Here is a 19,567-nt window from a genome sequence, read left to right on the forward strand (position 1 = left end):
TGTAGGTCCATATAAAAATTAACCGCCACAAAAAGTGGCCAAGAATTTAGGGTTTCGAAATGAAAAATGAATGGTTTACCATATCGGTATATTCCGAAAACAATGTGGGATTGCTCAATAGGATATCGGGCATATTTTTAAAAAGGCACATCAATATAGAAAGTCTGAACGTTTCAAAATCGGAAATAGACCACGTATCCAAGTTCACCATCGTAGTCAATACTACGGAAAAATGGGTGCATAACATCGTTGGGCAAATTGAAAAACAGATAGAGGTCATCAAGGCCTTTTACCATACGGATGATGAAACCATTTATCAGGAATCGGCCCTGTTTAAAATAGCATCCAATCTTTTGTTCGATGAACGCCAGATCCAGAACATCATCAAGGAAAGTAATTCACAGATCGTTACGGTTTCCAGGGAATTTTTCGTTTTGGCAAAGAGTGGTAGAAGGTTCGAGATTGATGAGATGTACGAACAATTGAAGCCCTTTGGCATTATGCAGTTCGTGCGTTCCGGCCGAATCTCGGTGACCAAGGATGAAATGCAGATTACGTCTTTGTTGAAAGAGTTCCAGCACAATTAATACTTTTGAAAACTAATTAATCAAAATCCCTTTTGGGAAAAATCACACTTAAAAACTAGAAATAAAATGTCAAATTACTTTAATACGCTGTCGTTACGGGACCAATTGACGCAATTGGGAAAATGTAGATTTATGGAAGCCACGGAATTCTCCGATGGCGTAACTGCGTTAAAAGGAAAGAAAATTGTAATCGTAGGCTGCGGTGCCCAAGGCTTGAACCAAGGCTTGAACATGAGGGATTCCGGACTGGATATCGCTTATACACTGAGGGACGCCGCCATTAAGGAAAAGAGACAGTCATACCTCAATGCCTCTGAGAACGGTTTCAAAGTTGGAACCTATGAGGAATTGATTCCAAGTGCAGATTTGGTCATTAACCTTACTCCGGATAAGCAACACACCCAGGTCGTAGGCGCCGTGATGCCCTTGATGAAGAAAGGGGCTACCTTGTCCTATTCACACGGATTCAATATTGTTGAAGAGGGAACAAAAATCAGAAAAGATCTTACCGTAATCATGGTCGCCCCCAAGAGTCCGGGTTCTGAGGTACGGGAAGAATACAAGAGAGGTTTTGGGGTACCTACCTTGATTGCGGTACACCCAGAAAATGACCCGGAGGGAAAAGGCTTGGAACAGGCCAAGGCCTATGCTGCCGCTACGGGCGGACACAAGGCCGGGGTGTTGGAATCTTCCTTCGTTGCGGAGGTAAAGTCCGATTTAATGGGCGAGCAGACTATTCTTTGTGGTCTGTTGCAGACAGGTTCCATTTTATGTTTCGATAAAATGATCGAAAAGGGTATCGACCCGGGCTACGCTTCCAAGTTGATCCAATTCGGATGGGAAACCATTACGGAGGGTATGAAATATGGAGGTATCACCAACATGATGGACCGTTTGTCAAATCCGGCCAAAATAAAGGCCTTTGAACTTTCCGAAGAATTAAAGGATATCATGCGGCCTTTGTTCCAGAAGCACATGGACGATATCATGACGGGACATTTCTCCAAGACCATGATGGAAGATTGGGCCAATGACGATAAGAATCTATTGACCTGGAGAGCGGAAACCGGGGAAACGGCTTTCGAAAAAACACCTGCAGGCGATATGACCATTACAGAACAGGAATACTATGACAACGGTGTATTGATGGTGGCCATGGTACGGGCCGGGGTCGAACTCGCCTATGAGTCCATGACAGAATCGGGGATCATTGGTGAATCCGCATATTACGAATCCCTGCATGAGACCCCGTTGATTGCAAATACGATTGCTAGAAAGAAACTTTTTGAAATGAACCGGGTGATTTCAGATACGGCGGAATACGGTTGCTATTTGTTCGATCATGCCTGTAAACCTTTGTTGGCGGACTTCATGAAAAAAATAGATACCGATGTCATCGGGAAGCATTATGGCGAAGGCAGTGACAATGATGTGGACAATGCGAAACTGATCGAAGTGAACAAAAGACTACGGGAACATCCGGTGGAAATTGTGGGTGCAAGGCTACGTGAGAGCATGACCGCTATGAAACCTATCGTGTAATCTTAGATATAACGGACCTTTACCGTACATCTTATGGAATATTTCCCAAAGGTAGAGGATATACAGCAAGCGGCGTTGACCATTCGGCAAGTATCGGAGGTAACGCCGCTTACTCCTAGTATACGTTTGTCCAAACAGTTTGGGGCAAATGTATTTTTGAAGCGTGAAGACCTGCAGCGGGTCCGGTCCTACAAGATACGGGGAGCCTTTAACAAAATAAATTCCCTTTCTCAGGAAGAAAGAAGGCATGGCGTGGTTTGTGCGAGTGCCGGCAATCATGCGCAAGGCGTCGCCTTTGCCTGTAGACATTTAAAAATTGAGGCAACGATTTATATGCCTTCCGTAACCCCAAGACAAAAAGTGGAGCAAACGCAGATGTTTGGGGAGGAATGGGTGCGCATAGTACTTGAAGGCGATACCTTCGACGACTCCTACAATGCGGCCATGAAGTATTGTACTGCCGAAAACAAGACCTTTATCCATCCGTTCGATGACCCCAAGGTAATTGAGGGACAGGGTACCGTGGGACTGGAACTGTTGGAACAGGCCACGAACCCCATCGATTACATTTTCGTTGCCATAGGTGGGGGCGGACTGGCATCGGGGCTTTCGGCTGTTTTTAAAAACCGTTCGCCAAAGACGAAAATTATTGGTGTGGAACCCTTGGGAGCTCCGTCCATGAAAACATCCATGGAGAACAATCGGAATACGGAATTGGAACATATCGATAAGTTCATTGATGGTGCCGCGGTAAAAAAGGTAGGGGACCTCACTTTTGCCATTTGCAGGGAACATCTTTGCGATATCGTAACGGTACATGAGGGGAAGGTTTGTCAAACTATATTAGATTTGTACAACAGGGACGCCATTGTTGTGGAACCCGCTGGGGCTTTGAGCATCGCGGCGTTGGACGCCTTTGCAGACCAAATCAAGGGAAAGAACGTGGTCTGTATCGTAAGCGGTAGCAATAATGATATTACAAGAACTGCGGAAATAAAGGAGCGTGCCCTTTTATATGGGAAATTAAAACACTATTTTATTGTCCGATTTCCCCAGCGCCCGGGAGCCCTTAAGCAATTTGTTGCGGAGATTTTGGGTCCTACGGATGACATAACGCATTTTGAGTATTCCAAAAAATCCAGCAAGGAAAATGCGCCGGCCGTCGTGGGTATCGAGCTAAAAAATCCAGAGGATTTACAACCTTTAATGGAGCGCATGAAGGCCAATAATTTTTTTGGGGAATATATAAACGACAAACCGGATTTATTTCAATATTTAGTATAAAATTGAGAACATGAGCAAAAAGAATAGCAACATACCTAAAGAGTTCGCCATTGAGCAGCCCATTCACCAAACCAAGTATTTGATAGATGGCAAGTTAAAGGAGTGGTCAGGACCTGTGACTGAAGTTTATTCCACGATTTCATCCACCGAGGACTATAAACCCACCTTGTTGGGCAGTATTCCAGATTTGCAGGAACCGGAAGCCATGGATGCTTTGAACGCAGCACTTACTGCCTATGATAGGGGGCAGGGTGTATGGCCCACAATGCATGTACGGGATCGTATCATTTGCATGGAAAATTTTGTCAAGCAGATGAAGACCAAAAGGGACATTGTAGTAAAATATTTAATGTGGGAAATTGGAAAATCCCTTCCAGATTCCCAAAAGGAGTTTGACAGAACGGTGGAGTATGTGGAAGATACCATTGAAGACTACAAAAACTTGGATAGAAACGCAGCCAAGTTTCAGAAGCACGATGGTGTCTATGCCCATATCAAAAGGGGGCCCTTAGGCGTGGTACTCTGTTTGGGACCCTATAACTACCCTTTGAACGAGACCTTTGCATTGTTGATTCCTGCTATCATTATGGGAAACACGACGATTTTTAAACCAGCCAAACATGGGGTTTTGTTAATTACTCCTTTGTTAGAGGCTTTTCAATCCTGTTTTCCAAAAGGTGTCGTGAATGTTATTTTTGGAAGGGGAAGAACGGTCGCCGCACCTATAATGCAGACAGGAAAAGTGGATGTTTTGGCTTTGATAGGAAACAGTAAATCTGCAAACGCTTTGCAGGACCAACATCCAAAAAGCAACAGGTTGCGATTGGTTCTTGGCTTAGAAGCTAAAAACCCCGCAATTATTTTGCCGGATGCGGATATGGAACTGACTATCAATGAATGTTTGGCAGGCACCCTTTCCTTTAATGGTCAGCGATGTACGGCTTTGAAGGTTATCTATGTACATGAGAAGGTTCGTGAAAATTTCCTTAAGAAATTTGCCGATGAAGTGGATAAATTGAAGTTTGGAAATCCGTGGGATGATGGCGTAAAATTGACGCCATTGCCGGAACCTGATAAACCCGCTTATATTCAGGAACTCATAGATGATGCCGTTGCTAAAGGAGCCAAAATATTGAATAAAAAAGGAGGGAAGCATTTTGATAATTATATCTGGCCGGCCGTCCTATATCCGGTGACAAAGGAAATGCGCGTATATCAGGAGGAACAGTTTGGACCTATTATTCCTGTGTTGTCTTTTTCCGATATTGAAGAACCTTTGGACGATATGGCGAAAAGCAACTACGGACAGCAAGTCAGTCTTTTTGGTAAGGACGTGTATACACTTTCTCCGTTGATCGATACCTTGGTGAACTTGGTCTGTAGGGTAAACTTGAACAGTTCCTGTCAGAGAGGTCCGGATGTATATCCGTTCACGGGAAGGAAGGATTCAGCACAGTCTACATTGAGTGTGCACGATGCTTTGCGTTCATTTTCCATAAGGACCTTTGTTGCATTTAAGGACAATGATTTGAATACGGAAACTGTACAGCAGTTGTTGGAAGCCAAGGTTTCCAATTTTGTAAGCACGGATTACATTCTTTAATTATCAAACAACAGAATGAAAGCCGAAACGTTCGTTTCGGCTTTTTTATTAAGTTTTGCCTAGAAATATGGCATTTTAACAATAACTAACAATTTGTTAGGGTATTGAGTTAATATTGAACATAAATAGGATAATGTACAAATAACTTTTGGCAAATAAGTTCCCTAGTTTTGCATGGTAAAAACGAATGAGAGCACTATGAATTTAGAACGGACGAACAAAAAAGCACTTTTCTCCTTGGCCCTCGGAGGTTTTGGCATTGGGCTAACAGAGTTCGTCATTATGGGCATACTTACGGAAGTTTCCGACGCCTTGGAAATTACAATTTCTCAAGCCGGACATTTCATAGCGGCCTATGCTTTTGGCGTTGTGGTAGGTGCACCTTTGTTGACCAGTTTGGGGTCCAAACTGTCCCCAAAACGAATGCTGTTCATTTTGATGGTCTGGTTTACCCTGTTCAATACCCTTTCGGGGCTTTCTACGAATTACGTAACACTATTGTTACTACGGTTTTTATCTGGAATACCCCATGGCGCATTCTTTGGTATTGGCGCGGTAGTGGCCATGAAATTGGCAAGAAAGGGCAAATCGGCCCAAGCCATAGCCATGATGTTCTCAGGGTTGACGGTTGCCAATGTTATCGGTGTTCCAATCGGCACTTACATTGGTCAGGAATTTGGCTGGAGCATGTCATTTTTTTTGGTGGGTGTTGTCGGTATATTAACATTGACCACCTTGCAGTTCTGGATGCCACAAATGGAAGCGGCGACCAATACGCCCCAAGTAAAATTATCAGAGGCTTTACGAAACAAGCAATTGTGGGCCATGATTGCCTTGACCACTATTGGGACGGGAGGCTTTTTTGCATGGTATAGCTATATTGCCCCATTGATAACTGATGTGGCCGGCTTGGAAGACCATTATGTAGGCTATGCGATGATGCTCGCCGGATTGGGGATGGTTTTTGGAAATTTTGTTGGGGCCAAAATGGCGGAAGTATTTTCCCCTTTAAGGGCCGTTATTATAAGTTTGTCCGTTATGTCCATTGTCTTGGTAATCAATATGTTCATTGCTTCAAATCCGTATATATTGATGGTATTTACCTTTTTGATAGGCGCCATTGCCTTTACGGTTTCCACGCCCATTCAAATGGCCATCATCAATACGGCAAAAGGCTCTGAAATGCTGGGGTCCTCTATGAACCAAAGTGCTTTTAACATGGGAAATGCTTCGGGGGCCTATCTGGCAGGTTTGCCCATGGTATTTGGGTTGGAGGTGATCTATTCCAGTTTGGTTGGTGGAATCTTGGCTGCATCTGGAGTAATATTGGCCATAGCGATATACCTTTACCGAAAACAGCAAATAGGAAAATCGAATAAAGTTGCGGTACCTTCCTAATTGACATCGGAATTTAGTATTTTCACAACTTTATGATTTTGGCCGTAATGAATTTCTAATTTTTGCGTTAGAAGTTATACTTAAACCATTTTCCAAAGTGCATCGATTTAAACTTATTTTTGGCTCCTCATTTTTGGTGCTGATTCTTTTTGTTTTGTCCGCTGCGACCATAGATACGAAAGTTGAAGAGGTTTCTCCAGAGGAACTGCAACAGCGGTTGGCCATGCAAAAGGAAGCCAAAATATATGCTTCCCGAAAGAGGGCCTTGGAAGAGGCTGTGAAACAATACTTTAATCAGGCCATTGCATCTGGTGAAATTGTAGGTGCCGGTGTAAGCATTGTAAAAGGAGATTCCATTATACTGTCCCAAGGATATGGAAAGAGAAATAACCAAAAAGGCACTCGAATAGATGGCGAAACCGTATTCAGATTAGGTTCCTTATCCAAAGGTTTTACGGGTGTTTTGGCAGCCAAGTTGGTGGAGGAGCGTGCATTTGATTTTATGGACAAGGTTACGGATTATCTTCCGGAGTTTGTTTTTGGGGATAGTACGAATACCCAGAGTATTAAGATAGCCCATTTGCTTTCCCATACTTCAGGAACACCCTATCACAGTTATACCAATTTGGTGGAAGCAGGTTTGTCCATGGGCAAGATTGCAGGTCAATTTAAGGAGGTGCAACCCCAAAGTCCGCCAGGTATTCAATACAGCTACCAAAACGCTATGTTCGCGCTTTCCCAGGAAATTATGCTTCAGGCCACCGGTCAGGATATCAACACATTATTGATGCAACGTTTTTTTGAACCTTTGGGAATGTACAGTGCTTCCATGGACCATGCTTCTTTTTTGGAAAAGGGGAATATTGCAGAGCCCCATATAAAAAACGGACATAGCTGGCGAATTTTGCCACTGAAGGACAACTATTACAACGCTGTTGCTGCGGGCGGCATCGATGCCAGTGCCAATGATATGGGTAAATGGATGCGCTTTTTATTGGGACATAATACTTCCGTTATGGCAAAAAGTACTTTGGAAAAAGCTTTTAAGCCTTTTATCGAATTGAACGAGAACAATAAGTATTATCAACGTTGGGAAGGACACTTAAAATCAGCTTATGCTTTTGGGTGGAGAATCCACACAATGAAGAATGAAACAACCAATAAAGAGGAAACCATAGTACATCATGGAGGCAGTGTCAATAGTTACAGAAATGAAATTGCTCTTTTTCCAGATGCCGACCTTGGCATTTGTGTGCTAATGAACAATCATTCAAGTCTGGCAAAAAATGTGATACCGGAACTAAGGGCTTTAGTACAATATATTTATGAATTATCACCCGATGCTTTGGCGAGCTTATAGTTTTTAAGTGTAATTCAAGAAAAAACCCTCAACGAAAACATTGAGGGTTTTTAATTTTATAAGGTAAATGGTTTAGATGTTTTTTGCCAGCCAATCCCCAACTTCACTTGTTTTATAAGATTTTCCGCCTTCCGCCAAATCTTCTGTCACGATACCCTCGGCCAAGGATTTATTGACCACCCTTCTGATTTCTTCGGCCTCTTTGGTCAATTCTAGATCTTCAAAGAGCATCGCGGCCGATAAAACAGTCGCCAAAGGATTTGCAATGTCCTTACCGGCAGCTTGCGGATAGGAACCATGTATCGGTTCGTACAAGGATACCTTGCTACCTACGGAGGAAGATGGCATTAATCCCATAGATCCAGAAATTACGGAGGCTTCATCGGTAAGGATATCCCCAAAAAGATTCGCGGTAATAATCACATCATATCCTTTTGGCCATTGAATCAAACGCATGGCCGTGGCATCCACAAATTCATAGGAAACTTCAACTTCCGGATAATCTTTTTCCATCGCCTGTACGGTCTCCCTCCACAATCTAGAGGATTCCAGTACATTGGCCTTATCCACGCAGCACAGCTTTTTGGAACGTTTCATGGCCATTTCAAAACCTTTTTTAGCCAATCGCTCAATTTCGAACCGTTGATAGGTCATGGTGTCAAAGGCAGTATGGTTGTCGTCCTTTCTACCGCGTTCCCCAAAATAAATACCTCCGGTAAGTTCCCTTAGGATAATCAAATCCGTTCCTTCGATACGTTCCCTTTTCAAAGGTGATTTGTCTATCAAGGAAGGAAAGGTAAATGTGGGCCGAACATTGGCGAACAAACCTAATTTTTGTCGCATCTTTAAAAGTCCTTGCTCCGGACGCACCTTTGCCGATGGGTCATTGTCAAATCTTGGATGGCCTATGGCACCGAATAGTACGGCATCTGCGCTGGCACAGATTTCATGGGTCTCGTCTGGATACGGTTCACCTACGGCATCGATGGCGGCCGCCCCTGTCAAAGCAGGTTTCCATGTAATTTCGTGGTCGTATTTTGCCGCGATGGCATCGCATACTTTTACCGCTTGATCTACTACTTCAGGGCCTATTCCATCACCGGCCAATAGGGCTATGTTTAGTTTCATGTTTTTTTTGTTTCTAGTTCTTAGTTTAAAGTTTTAAGTTGATCAAATCCCAAATCATATATCTCAAATCTTATATCTATTAAGTAATATCTATATAAGATTCAACATTTTTTCCGTGGCCTTTATGGCCGATACCGTTTGATCAGAATCCAGACCACGGGAGGTAAATTCCTTTCCGTCCAGATCCCACGTAATGACGGTTTCACAAAGGGCATCCGAGGCACTACCGGGAGGAATTCGCACGGCATAGTCCGTCAGTCTCGGTAATACGAGATTTTGGGCCTTATATATTTTTCGCAAGGCGTTCATAAAAGCATCGTATTGTCCGTCGCCCGATGCATTTTCCTCAAAGGTTTTACCGTCGATTTCCAATGAAAGGGTAGTGGAGGGGCGCAATCCTTTGGAATGTGTCAATACATAGGACTTTACAAACACTTTTTGCTGATAATCCGTATCCAGAACATCGGATATGATATAGGGCAAGTCATCCTTCGTGACGCGTTCTTTTTTATCGCCCAGCTCAATTATGCGAGCCGTAACCTTTTTAAGTTCGTCATCGTTCAAGGTAAGTCCTAGTTCCTGTAGGTTTTTTTGGATGTTGGCCTTTCCGGACATTTTACCCAAGGCGTACTTTCGTTTTCTACCGAATCGTTCCGGCATCAAATCGCTAAAGTAAAGATTTTTCTTACTATCTCCATCTGCATGAATACCAGCGGTTTGCGTAAAAACGTTGTCCCCAACTATGGGTTTGTTCGCCGGTATACTGATACCTGTAAAAGCCGATACCAATTTACTTACTTTATAAAGTGCCTTCTCGTTCAAATTAATTTTTACATCCGGCAGAAAATCATTGATGACGGCAATGGCGCTGGCCATAGGGGCATTGCCTGCCCGTTCCCCCATACCGTTTATGGTGAGATGCAGTCCATGGCACCCTGCTTTTATGGCTTCCATGACGTTGGCCACGCCCAGATCATAGTCGTTATGACCGTGAAAATCAATATGCAACTGAGGATATTTTTGAACGATTTCCGAAATAAATTCGGATGTTTCGGTATGAGTGAGTATTCCCAAGGTATCCGGTAGCAAAACCCGTTTAATCGGTTGCGTAATGAGGAAATCCAAAAATTGAAAAACATATTCCTTGGAGTTCCTCATGCCATTACTCCAATCTTCCAGGTAAATGTTATTGATGATTCCCTTTTCAGAAGCCGCTTTGAAAATCTCGGCAATTTCAGCAAAATGTTGTTCAGGCGTTTTTTTAAGCTGGTGGGTCAAGTGGTTTAAGGAACCTTTGGTCAATAAATTTTGGGAAATGGCACCGGCCTTTTCCATCCAATCCAAGGAGACGCCGCTATCCACGAAAGTGAGTACCTCTATCTTGTCCAAATAATTATGGGCTTTGGCCCATTCCGTTATTTGCTGCACCGCTTGGAGCTCTCCTTCCGAAACTCGTGCCGAAGCTACTTCAATACGATCAACCTTGAGTTCCTCCAAGAGTAATTTGGCCAAGGTCAATTTTTCGGAGGCGGAAAAGGATACCCCAGAGGTCTGTTCCCCATCCCTAAGGGTGGTATCCATGATTTCCAACTTTCTTTTCACACGTTTAAAATTAGGTCAATTACTTGATTCTTAAACATTTCCTTTCGTAGAGGTATTTTATTTGCAATAACAAATCCCTCAATGAGGGTTTCATTCCAATATGGTTGGGATACTACTTAGAGCGGAGTGTTGGCAGCAAACGTTTGAATGTCCTTTTTGATGTTCAACAAAAAGTCGATATCGTCAAAACCGTTCATCATATTATTTTTCTTGTAACCATTGATTTCAAAAGATTCACTTTCCCCTGAGGATAACAATGTAATTGTTTGCTCCGGAAGGCTTACTTCCAGTTCGGTTTTTGGGTCGGCCTCAATGGCGTCGAATATTTTTTGTAGAAAATCCGCACTCACCTGCACGGGTAGCACCCCAATATTTAAGCAGTTGTTCCTAAAAATATCAGCAAAAAAACTGGAAACAACGCACCTGAATCCGTAATCATAGACCGCCCACGCAGCATGTTCACGGGAGGATCCCGAGCCAAAGTTTTTGCCTCCCACCAATATTTTTCCGCTGTATGTGGGGTCGTTCAAGACAAAATCCTTTTTTGGGCTATCGTCCTGATTGTATCGCCAATCCCTAAAAAGGTTGTCGCCAAACCCCTTTCTCTCGGTAGCCTTTAGGAAACGTGCGGGTATAATCTGGTCCGTATCCACATTTTCTATGGGTAACGGTACCGCTGTTGATGTAAGTATATTGAATTTATCGTATGCCATTTTAAAATAGTTGTTAGTGTGTTAGTGGTTAGTGAACTAGTGTATAGCAACCTCTTCCATCAATTCCCTGGGATCTGTTACCTTACCAGTTACGGCCGCGGCGGCAGCTACCAATGGGCTTGCCAGAATGGTTCTTGCACCGGGTCCCTGTCTTCCTTCAAAATTTCGGTTGGAAGTACTTACAGCCAGCTTACCGGCCGGAATTTTATCCTCGTTCATGGCCAGACATGCCGAGCAACCCGGTTCCCTTAATTCGAATCCGGCTTCGGTCAATATATCCAACAAACCTTCTTCCTTGATGGCGGCTTCTACCTTATGTGATCCCGGAACCAACCACGCCGTTACGTTATCCGCTTTTTTTCTACCTTTTACCAAAGAAGTGAAGGCCCTAAAGTCCTCGATCCTTCCGTTGGTACAACTTCCAAGGAACACATAATCTATAGTCTTGCCCATCATGCTCTCTCCCTCGTTGAACTTCATATATTCCAAGGATTTTTTATAGCTGCTAGCTCCACCTTGGGTAGCCGTAGCCATTGGGATTTCCTTGGAAATTCCCATTCCCATGCCTGGGTTGGTACCGTAGGTAATCATCGGTTCTATCTGTGAACCATCGAATGTGAGTTCCTTATCGAATATGGCATCGGCATCGGTATATAGGGTTTCCCAATAGGCCATCGCCTTGTCCCATGCTTCGCCAGTAGGCGTAAATTCCCGCCCTTTGATATATTCAAAAGTCTTTTCATCTGGTGCAATCATACCACCACGTGCACCCATTTCTATACTTAGGTTACACACGGTCATTCTTCCTTCCATACTCATATTTCGGAAGATATCCCCGGCATATTCCACAAAATATCCGGTAGCCCCTGAAGTTGTCAATTGACTAATTATGAACAATGCGACATCTTTTGGGGTTACCCCTTTACTGAGTTCACCGTTGATATTGATACGCATTCTTTTTGGTTTGGGCTGCATGATACACTGTGTGGCCAAAACCATTTCCACCTCAGATGTACCTATACCAAAGGCTATAGCTCCAAATGCACCGTGGGTCGAAGTATGGGAATCACCACAAACAATGGTTGCCCCAGGTTGGGTAATACCATATTCAGGACCCACAACGTGAACGATTCCATTTTTTTCATGGCCCAATCCCCAGTAAGAAATACCGTGTTCATTGGCATTTTCTTCCAACATTTTCAATTGGTTTGCGGAAAGGGGATCCTCAACGGGCAAGTGCTGATTTTTGGTAGGGGTGTTATGGTCTGCCGTAGCAAACGTTCTGTTATTATATAAAACCCCGATGCCCCTGTTCTTCAGACCAAGAAATGCAACCGGGCTTGTTACTTCGTGAATCATATGGCGGTCAATGAACAGGACGTCCGGACCGTTTTCAATTTTATGGACTACGTGGGAATCCCACACCTTATCAAATAACGTTTTATTAGCGCTCATAATCTTTATAATGTAAGGGTGTAAAAATAGTTAAAACAAGGATTTTTAGGAAATCGGCAGGTGTTTAAATTACGATGTCCAAAACTGGAATCTGTTAAATATGATGTTTAACTAATATAGTTCCAGATATTTTTAAACTTGGCTAATTGGGCATAAAAATGACGGATTACCAAATTTTCGGGTTTCTCCAACGTGGGGTCGTCTTTCAATAATTGCATGGCAAAATATCTCGCTGATTTTAAAATGGTATTGTCCTTGACGATATCGGCGATTTTAAGGTTGAGCATTCCACTTTGTTGGGTTCCCATAATATCTCCGGGTCCCCGCAGTTTTAGGTCTACTTCGGCAATCTCGAATCCATCATTGGTTTGTACCATGGTTTCCAATCGGGTTTTCGCCTCGGAGCTCAACTTATAACTTGTCATAAGGATGCAATAACTTTGGTCGGCACCCCTGCCCACACGTCCCCGTAATTGATGTAATTGAGAAAGTCCAAAGCGTTCCGCACTTTCAATGATCATAACCGAGGCATTGGGAACATTTACGCCCACCTCAATGACCGTAGTGGCCACCATAATTTGCGTTTCGCCTTTTACGAACCGTTCCATCTCGTAATCCTTGTCCTCTGGTTTCATCTGCCCGTGTACGATGGAAATTTGATATTGCGGTTGGGGAAAATCACGGACGATGCTTTCATAACCGTCCATCAAATCTTTATAATCTAAAGCTTCGGATTCCTGTATCAGGGGATATACGATGTAGACTTGCCTACCTTTTTGGATTTCCTCCTTTATAAAATGAAATACTTTAAGCCGATTGGAATCATACCGATGTACCGTTTTTATGGGTTTTCTGCCGGGAGGCAATTCGTCGATTACCGATATGTCCAAATCCCCATATAAGCTCATGGCAAGGGTTCTAGGAATGGGCGTGGCCGTCATCACCAAAATGTGGGGGGGAGTGCTCCCTCCAACCTCCCCATCGTTTGGGCTCTTATGCCACAACTTGGAACGCTGCGCTACCCCAAACCGGTGTTGCTCATCGATGATGGCCAAGCCCAGATTTTTAAAGACGACCTTATCTTCCAACACGGCGTGGGTGCCGATCAATATATGCAGCTCACCATTCTCCAGTTGTTCATGTATGGGTTTTCGGACGGATTTTTTAACGGACCCTGTCAGGAGTTCACACGTAACACCCGTTCCTTGCAAAAGCTCCTTAATTCCAATATAATGTTGATTGGCCAATATTTCCGTGGGGGCGACCAAACAGGCCTGAAATCCATTGTCTATGGCCAAGAGCATGGTCATAACGGCTACAATGGTTTTTCCTGATCCAACATCGCCCTGTAACAGTCGGTTCATTTGGGCATTGCTACCTAAATCGGCCCTAATTTCCTTGATGACCCTTTTTTGTGCATCGGTAAGTTCAAAAGGCAAATGATTGGCATAAAAATCGTTGAACAAAGGCCCCACTTGGTCAAAATTGAAGCCTTTGATTTTCTGCTTGTGCAACATGTTTTTGGCAATCAACTGTAACTGTAGGTAAAAAAGCTCCTCGAATTTCAATCGGAATTGGGCCTTCGCCAATAGTTCCTGATTTTTTGGGAAGTGGATGTTGTAAAGGGCCTCACTTTTTGAGATCAATTTTAACTCGTCAAGGATTTTATTGGATAAGGTCTCTGCAAAGCTGCCCTTGGTTTCAATGAACAATTGCTGGATTAATTTGCTAAGCACTCGGTTCGTAATACCCTTATTGCTTAATTTTTCGGTGGAAGGGTAGACCGGTTGCATATGGATTCGGAGATTCTTTTCATGTTCTGAAAGAAGTTCCATCTCTGGATGGGGCATGGAAAACATGCCGTTGAACCAGTTGCACTTGCCAAAAATGACGTACGGGACATTCAGTTTTAAATTTTCCCGAATCCATTTTTGGCCCCTGAACCAAACCAGTTCCATTTCTCCGGTATCGTCCACGAATTTGGCCACCAAACGATTGCCCCGTTTTTGCTCCACGGTCTTGATATGAACGATTTTGCCCACAATCTGTACCTCCGCATTGCTCTTTTGCAGTTGGCCGATTTTGTAATATTGGGTCTTGTCAATGTACCTATTGGGAAACAGGTTCAAGAGATCCTGATAGACATGAATGCCCAGTTCTGACTGGAGGGTCTCGGCCCTGTTTGGCCCCACACCTTTGAGATACGCAACGGGAGTTTGAAGGAATCCGGCATTCATCCGACTAAATTAGGGTTTACCATCTGTAACTGCAAAACAGGAAAAGCCTTAATTTGGTAGAAGAATTGAAGTGCCATGAATATGTATCGGTTTTTGTTTGTAATCATCTTTTGCAGTTTCGCCATCTATCCCCAGCATCAGGAAAAGGTGGATTTTTTGCATGCTGCCATAGAGATTCGTCCAATTCTTAATGAAAAACGAATTGACGGGCAGGTCCTTTACACGTTCAAGGTCTTGGAACGTGTGGATTCCGTTTGGTTGGATGCCAGGAATATGGAATTTGCCGAAGTACGATTGGATGGAAAGAGTATCGGCATAGGTTATGCGGACGGAAAACTGACTATTGGCCATTCCTTTGAAAAGGGTTCTACTCACGAACTTTTGATCCGATACTCCTGCAGCCCAAAACAGACGGTTTATTTCATTGACCTTGAAAATGAAAAATCGTACAACAGTTCGAATAATAATATGAATCTGGTGGCTGAGCGTAGCCGAAGCCAAGTCTGGACCCAAGGCCAGGGAAAGTACACCAGCCATTGGCTTCCCAGTTTTGATGCCATGGAGGAGAAGGTGGAGTTCGATATGGATATTACCGTGGATACCGGTTTTGAGGTTATAGCTAATGGGATTTTGCTACAGCGGGAAACTAAGGATGAAGTGACCAAATGGCAATTTGATATGGTAAAGCCCATGAGCAGTTATTTGTTGGCTTTTGTCATTGGGGAATACGACAAGCAGGAATTGATGTCCGAAAGTGGGGTTGCCCTCGAAAATTATTTCTATCCAGAGGACAGCCTTCGCGTGGAACCAACCTATCGCTATACCAAAGAGATTTTTGATTTTTTCGAAACAGAAATCGGTGTAGCCTATCCCTGGCAGAATTACAAACAGGTACCGGTGCACGATTTTCTGTATGCCGGAATGGAAAATACGGGCGCCACAATTTTTTCCGATGCCTATGTCATAGATTCCACGGCATTCATCGATAGGAATTATGTGAACATCAACGCCCATGAAATGGCCCACCAATGGTTTGGAAACCTGGTCACCGAGAAGGATGGCAACCACCACTGGCTTCATGAGGGCTTTGCTACCTATTATGCCTATCTGGCGGAAAAGCAGCTCTTTGGTGCCGACCATTTTTACTGGAAGTTGTTTGATACCGCCCATCAGTTGGAAGAATTGTCAGAGTCGGGCAAAGGGGAAAGTCTTCTAGATCCCAAAGCGAGCAGTCTCACTTTTTACGAAAAGGGTGCTTGGGCCTTGGTGATGCTTCGGGAGGAAGTAGGGGACGATGCCTTTAGAAAGGGTGTAGCTTCCTATCTGGAAAAGTATGCCTTTAAAAATGTGACTGTGCAGGATTTTCTGCGAGAAATGGAAATAGCTTCAAAGAAAAACTTGAATGATTTTAAATCCAAATGGTTGGATTCAACCGAATTTCATTGGGACGACGCAAAGACTTATTTGACAGGGAAAAATGAAAGTTTGAAAAACTACTTTTATTTACAAGATCAAATTGATTCGTCAGATGGTTTGGACAATGAAAAATTGATGGGATTATGGAATCAAGAAACCCCTGTACCCTTCAAAACCCAATTGCTATTTGAGGATTTTAATCAAATTCCGGAATCTACCATCCACAAGATATCCGCAAATGAAAACTCTCTGGAGGTGCGGCAAGCGTTGGCCATGTCCATTCCAAAAGTTACGCCCGAGTTTAAAACGTATTTTGAACCGTTTTTGCAGGACAAAAGTTACCTAACCCAAGAATATGCCCTTTTCAAATTATGGGAGGCTTTTCCTGAAAATCGTGTGGTGTATTTGAATAAACTTGAAGATGTAGTTGGTTTGCCCAATAAAAATGTCCGCTTGCTGTGGTTGGCCTTGGCCTTGGTGACTCCGGAGTATAATCCTGCGCAAAAACAAGAGTATTTGGCCGAACTGGTTCATTATTCGGATCCAAACTTCAATCCAGAAGTCCGCCAAGGGGCGTTCCAATACTTGTTTCAAATCAATGGCCTGACCGATACGGCGTTAAGGAATTTGATACTGGCGACCGACCATCATTCTTGGCAGTTTAGATCCTATGTTAGAAATTTGTTGGACGAATTATTGAAGGATGCCGAACTAAAAAATCGACTGGTAGCTGTGGCCCAAAAACTAAAAGACGCCGATTTACGTTATCTTAAAACAAAAATAGAGTTACCATGAAGGCTTTGGTCATTTCAGGTGGGGGAAGTAAAGGCGCCTTTGCAGGCGGTGTTGCCCAATTTTTGATTCAAGATGCGGGCAAAACCTATGATATCTTTGTGGGTACCTCTACCGGAAGTCTGTTGATATCCCATTTGGCCTTGGGCAAACTGGATAAAATAAAACGCATTTATTCCAACGTTACCCAGGAAAGTATTTTCAACAATTGTCCGTTTGTGGTCAAAAAAAAGCATGGTACGGATGAAATTGGCATCAACCATTGGAACGTCGTTCGGAATTTTGTGCGAGGTAAAAAGACCTTTGGGGAAAGTGAGAACCTTCGAAAACTCATAGGGGAAAGCCTTACCAAAACGGAGTTCAACAAGTTGAAAAAAGGAATGTCCGACGTGGTCATCACCGTAAGTAACCTTTCCTTGAACCAAGTCGAGTACAAATCCATAAAGGATTGTTCCTACGAGGATTTTTGCGATTGGATTTGGATTTCGGCCAACTATACCCCCTTTATGAGTTTGGTCCGTAAGGAAGGTTGCGAATATGCCGATGGCGGATTGGGAAGCATCGTGCCCATCGAAGAAGCCATTAAAAGGGGCGCCACCGAAGTGGATGTGGTAGTGCTGCATACCGAGGTGAATTACCTCAATAGAATGCCCTCCAGAAATCCGTTCGAACTATTGACTTCTATGATGAGCTTTGTTTTTGACCGCATCGAGACCCAAAATATTCGGATAGGGAAATTCGTTGCCAATCAGAACAACGCTATTATTAACCTATATTACACACCTACCATATTAACCACCAACTCGTTGATCTTCGACAAGAAAAAAATGACACTTTGGTGGAAACGGGGCTACCTCTATGCCAAGAACAAAAACGAGGAAACAAATCCCATCGAGCCGAATGAGAATGAGTAGTTTAGTTAGACGCTAGACGCTTGTTAGTTTTAGGTTTCAAGTATGGAGTGAAAAGTGAAAAGTGTAGATTTTTCTAAAAACTTTGGCTATATGATTAGTCGAAGGGAACAACCAAGAACCAATAACTAACAACCAAATACCAATTACCACAACTCCCCAATCTCCCTTTTTACAAAGGATAGAGCGGTAGCGGAGGGAGAGGCCTTTTCCATGGTGTCGTTCAATATATCCTCACGTAGTTTATCGGCCGTTTCAGATTGGCTCATGGCTGCCTTTCGTATCATTTGCACCGTAGCATTTTTGGCCGCCTTGATGATGTTCCAACATTCATCGGTCATGTAAATCTGTTGGGAAAGATTATGGTCAAATTCGGTTTCAATGCTCTTTATCAACAGGTTTTCGTAGGCATCCTTATCCTGACTTTTAGGAGCAACACGCACCACTAAACTTGGAATGGCGATTCTTTCCAAAAATAGGGCCATACGTTCATACGCCTGTAATCGCACGGGGAGCGTGTCCTTTTGGGAATCCTTATGCAATAAAAAACGTCTCCTACCTTCTTCATTGTTGGTGTGCATTCTAAAAAAGTAAAATGCTATGGCACCTGTTACTATGGAAGGCAATAAATAAGCAAAAAGTTGAAAAATCTGATCTGAAGTCATTCGTATAATTTTAAACTGGTTAGTTATCGTTTCTTGACTCTTAAACGGCCAGTTTTGTCAATTAGTATATGACTTGATCGATGAAATGCAATTTTAGTTTTTTACATCGTCCTTAGCGGTCGCATAGAAGGATTTGTAATCTGGATGTATTTCTATCTGCAAAGATTCCCGTAGTCCACCATCCATACCTTTTACGTTCATCCTGCCTCCATCAACACCGTAATCCTTAATGAGAATCTGTGCCACGGAAGCTGCCTGTTGCAGGGCAATGTCGAGTTCTCCGGTCATACTCAATCCGGAAACGGTCACGGCCGATTTTGGATTGGCGGCAATGATCTTCGCAATCTTTTCCAACCAGGGTTTGGCCGATTCCTGCACCTTGGCGCCTAAACCATCGGCGAAGTAAAAATCCAATTTCTCCGAGATAATTACGGAACCATTGTTCACCTGTACCTTGGCGTTTTCGCCCAAGGTCTGTTTGGCGTTCGTTAAAATCACGATGGCCGTGGAATCGTTGCTCGCCACACCGTCCACAATTCCCTTTAATTGGGCCTCCTTACGTTCCAAAGTGGCCAAGGTCTTGTTTATATTTTCCGAGTTTTGGCTGGAAAGGGCGGCAAAACTGTTCAGGTTTTGAAGCAAGGTAGCGTTGGCGTCCTGCAATTCCGTTACCTGGGCCTGTAGTTCCTCCGCTTTAATCTCGCTTATTTTTTGTTTTGACTGCGCCGTTGAAACCAAACGCGAAATGGAATCCAGACGGTATTTTAAATCCTGATTCTGTTCAATGAGTTCACTTTTCTTCTGCGCCTGCGCAGTTCCAAAAGTACTTAAGGCAACAACTATGACTAGGGGTAAAATTTTCTTCATGTTTAAC

The 19,567-nt window shown here is 43.4% G+C and carries 15 protein-coding genes; 8 read left to right on the plus strand and 7 right to left on the minus strand.

Annotated features, from left to right (window positions below; genetic code table 11):
- The first annotated feature begins 59 nt into the window (after nucleotides 1-59).
- The 6 genes from ilvN (at nucleotide 60) to FEK29_RS10770 (ending at nucleotide 7,774) form a co-directional block, all read left to right on the plus strand.
- Complete coding sequence (ilvN, locus tag FEK29_RS10745; protein ID WP_138258437.1) at nucleotides 60-587, plus strand: acetolactate synthase small subunit; 528 nt, start codon at nucleotides 60-62, stop codon at nucleotides 585-587.
- A 66-nt stretch (nucleotides 588-653) separates the two neighbouring features.
- Nucleotides 654-2,129 carry a ketol-acid reductoisomerase gene (gene ilvC / locus FEK29_RS10750; RefSeq protein ID WP_138258438.1) on the plus strand — a complete coding sequence of 492 codons (1,476 nt, stop codon included), beginning with the start codon at nucleotides 654-656 and terminating at the stop codon, nucleotides 2,127-2,129.
- Nucleotides 2,130-2,162: 33 nt separating this feature from the next.
- Nucleotides 2,163-3,413, plus strand: a complete 1,251-nt coding sequence (gene ilvA, locus FEK29_RS10755; RefSeq protein WP_138258439.1) for a threonine ammonia-lyase IlvA — start codon at nucleotides 2,163-2,165, stop codon at nucleotides 3,411-3,413.
- 10 nt (nucleotides 3,414-3,423) lie between these two features.
- Nucleotides 3,424-5,016 carry an NADP-dependent glyceraldehyde-3-phosphate dehydrogenase gene (locus FEK29_RS10760; RefSeq protein WP_138258440.1) on the plus strand — a complete coding sequence of 531 codons (1,593 nt, stop codon included), beginning with the start codon at nucleotides 3,424-3,426 and terminating at the stop codon, nucleotides 5,014-5,016.
- Between the two features lie 198 nt (nucleotides 5,017-5,214).
- Nucleotides 5,215-6,414: an MFS transporter gene (locus FEK29_RS10765; RefSeq protein WP_138258441.1), complete on the plus strand. Its 1,200-nt coding sequence runs from the start codon at nucleotides 5,215-5,217 to the stop codon at nucleotides 6,412-6,414.
- A 97-nt stretch (nucleotides 6,415-6,511) separates the two neighbouring features.
- Complete coding sequence (locus tag FEK29_RS10770; protein WP_138258442.1) at nucleotides 6,512-7,774, plus strand: serine hydrolase domain-containing protein; 1,263 nt, start codon at nucleotides 6,512-6,514, stop codon at nucleotides 7,772-7,774.
- 72 nt (nucleotides 7,775-7,846) lie between these two features.
- Here the strand turns inward: FEK29_RS10770 and leuB are convergent, their stop codons facing one another.
- From leuB to recG, 5 genes are all read right to left on the minus strand, one after another.
- The gene (gene leuB / locus FEK29_RS10775) at nucleotides 7,847-8,902 is read right to left on the minus strand and encodes a 3-isopropylmalate dehydrogenase (RefSeq protein WP_138258443.1); all 1,056 of its coding nucleotides are present in this window, start codon (nucleotides 8,900-8,902) and stop codon (nucleotides 7,847-7,849) included.
- Between the two features lie 90 nt (nucleotides 8,903-8,992).
- Nucleotides 8,993-10,483 (minus strand): alpha-isopropylmalate synthase regulatory domain-containing protein, encoded by a 1,491-nt coding sequence (locus tag FEK29_RS10780; RefSeq protein WP_138258478.1) that lies wholly within the window; start codon nucleotides 10,481-10,483, stop codon nucleotides 8,993-8,995.
- Between the two features lie 137 nt (nucleotides 10,484-10,620).
- Nucleotides 10,621-11,217: a 3-isopropylmalate dehydratase small subunit gene (gene leuD, locus FEK29_RS10785; RefSeq protein WP_138258444.1), complete on the minus strand. Its 597-nt coding sequence runs from the start codon at nucleotides 11,215-11,217 to the stop codon at nucleotides 10,621-10,623.
- A gap of 36 nt (nucleotides 11,218-11,253) precedes the next feature.
- The gene (gene leuC, locus FEK29_RS10790) at nucleotides 11,254-12,672 is read right to left on the minus strand and encodes a 3-isopropylmalate dehydratase large subunit (protein WP_138258445.1); all 1,419 of its coding nucleotides are present in this window, start codon (nucleotides 12,670-12,672) and stop codon (nucleotides 11,254-11,256) included.
- Nucleotides 12,673-12,779: 107 nt separating this feature from the next.
- Nucleotides 12,780-14,909 carry an ATP-dependent DNA helicase RecG gene (gene recG, locus FEK29_RS10795; protein WP_138258446.1) on the minus strand — a complete coding sequence of 710 codons (2,130 nt, stop codon included), beginning with the start codon at nucleotides 14,907-14,909 and terminating at the stop codon, nucleotides 12,780-12,782.
- 81 nt (nucleotides 14,910-14,990) lie between these two features.
- Between recG and FEK29_RS10800 the strand changes: the two genes are divergently transcribed.
- Both FEK29_RS10800 and FEK29_RS10805 read left to right on the plus strand, forming a co-directional pair.
- On the plus strand, nucleotides 14,991-17,120 hold the full coding sequence (locus tag FEK29_RS10800) for a M1 family metallopeptidase (protein ID WP_138258479.1): 2,130 nt from the start codon (nucleotides 14,991-14,993) through the stop codon (nucleotides 17,118-17,120).
- The gene (locus FEK29_RS10805; RefSeq protein ID WP_138258447.1) at nucleotides 17,117-18,031 is read left to right on the plus strand and encodes a patatin-like phospholipase family protein; all 915 of its coding nucleotides are present in this window, start codon (nucleotides 17,117-17,119) and stop codon (nucleotides 18,029-18,031) included. The genes FEK29_RS10800 and FEK29_RS10805 overlap by 4 nt, the downstream gene beginning before the upstream one ends.
- 143 nt (nucleotides 18,032-18,174) lie before the next feature.
- Here FEK29_RS10805 and FEK29_RS10810 read toward each other — a convergent pair whose 3' ends face one another.
- On the minus strand, nucleotides 18,175-18,693 hold the full coding sequence (locus FEK29_RS10810; protein ID WP_138258448.1) for a DUF7935 family protein: 519 nt from the start codon (nucleotides 18,691-18,693) through the stop codon (nucleotides 18,175-18,177).
- 93 nt (nucleotides 18,694-18,786) lie between these two features.
- On the minus strand, nucleotides 18,787-19,560 hold the full coding sequence (locus tag FEK29_RS10815) for a hypothetical protein (RefSeq protein ID WP_138258449.1): 774 nt from the start codon (nucleotides 19,558-19,560) through the stop codon (nucleotides 18,787-18,789).
- Nucleotides 19,561-19,567: the final 7 nt, after the last annotated feature.

The sequence above is a fragment of the Maribacter aurantiacus genome (assembly GCF_005780245.1).
Taxonomy (GTDB): Bacteria; Bacteroidota; Bacteroidia; order Flavobacteriales; family Flavobacteriaceae; genus Maribacter; species Maribacter flavus.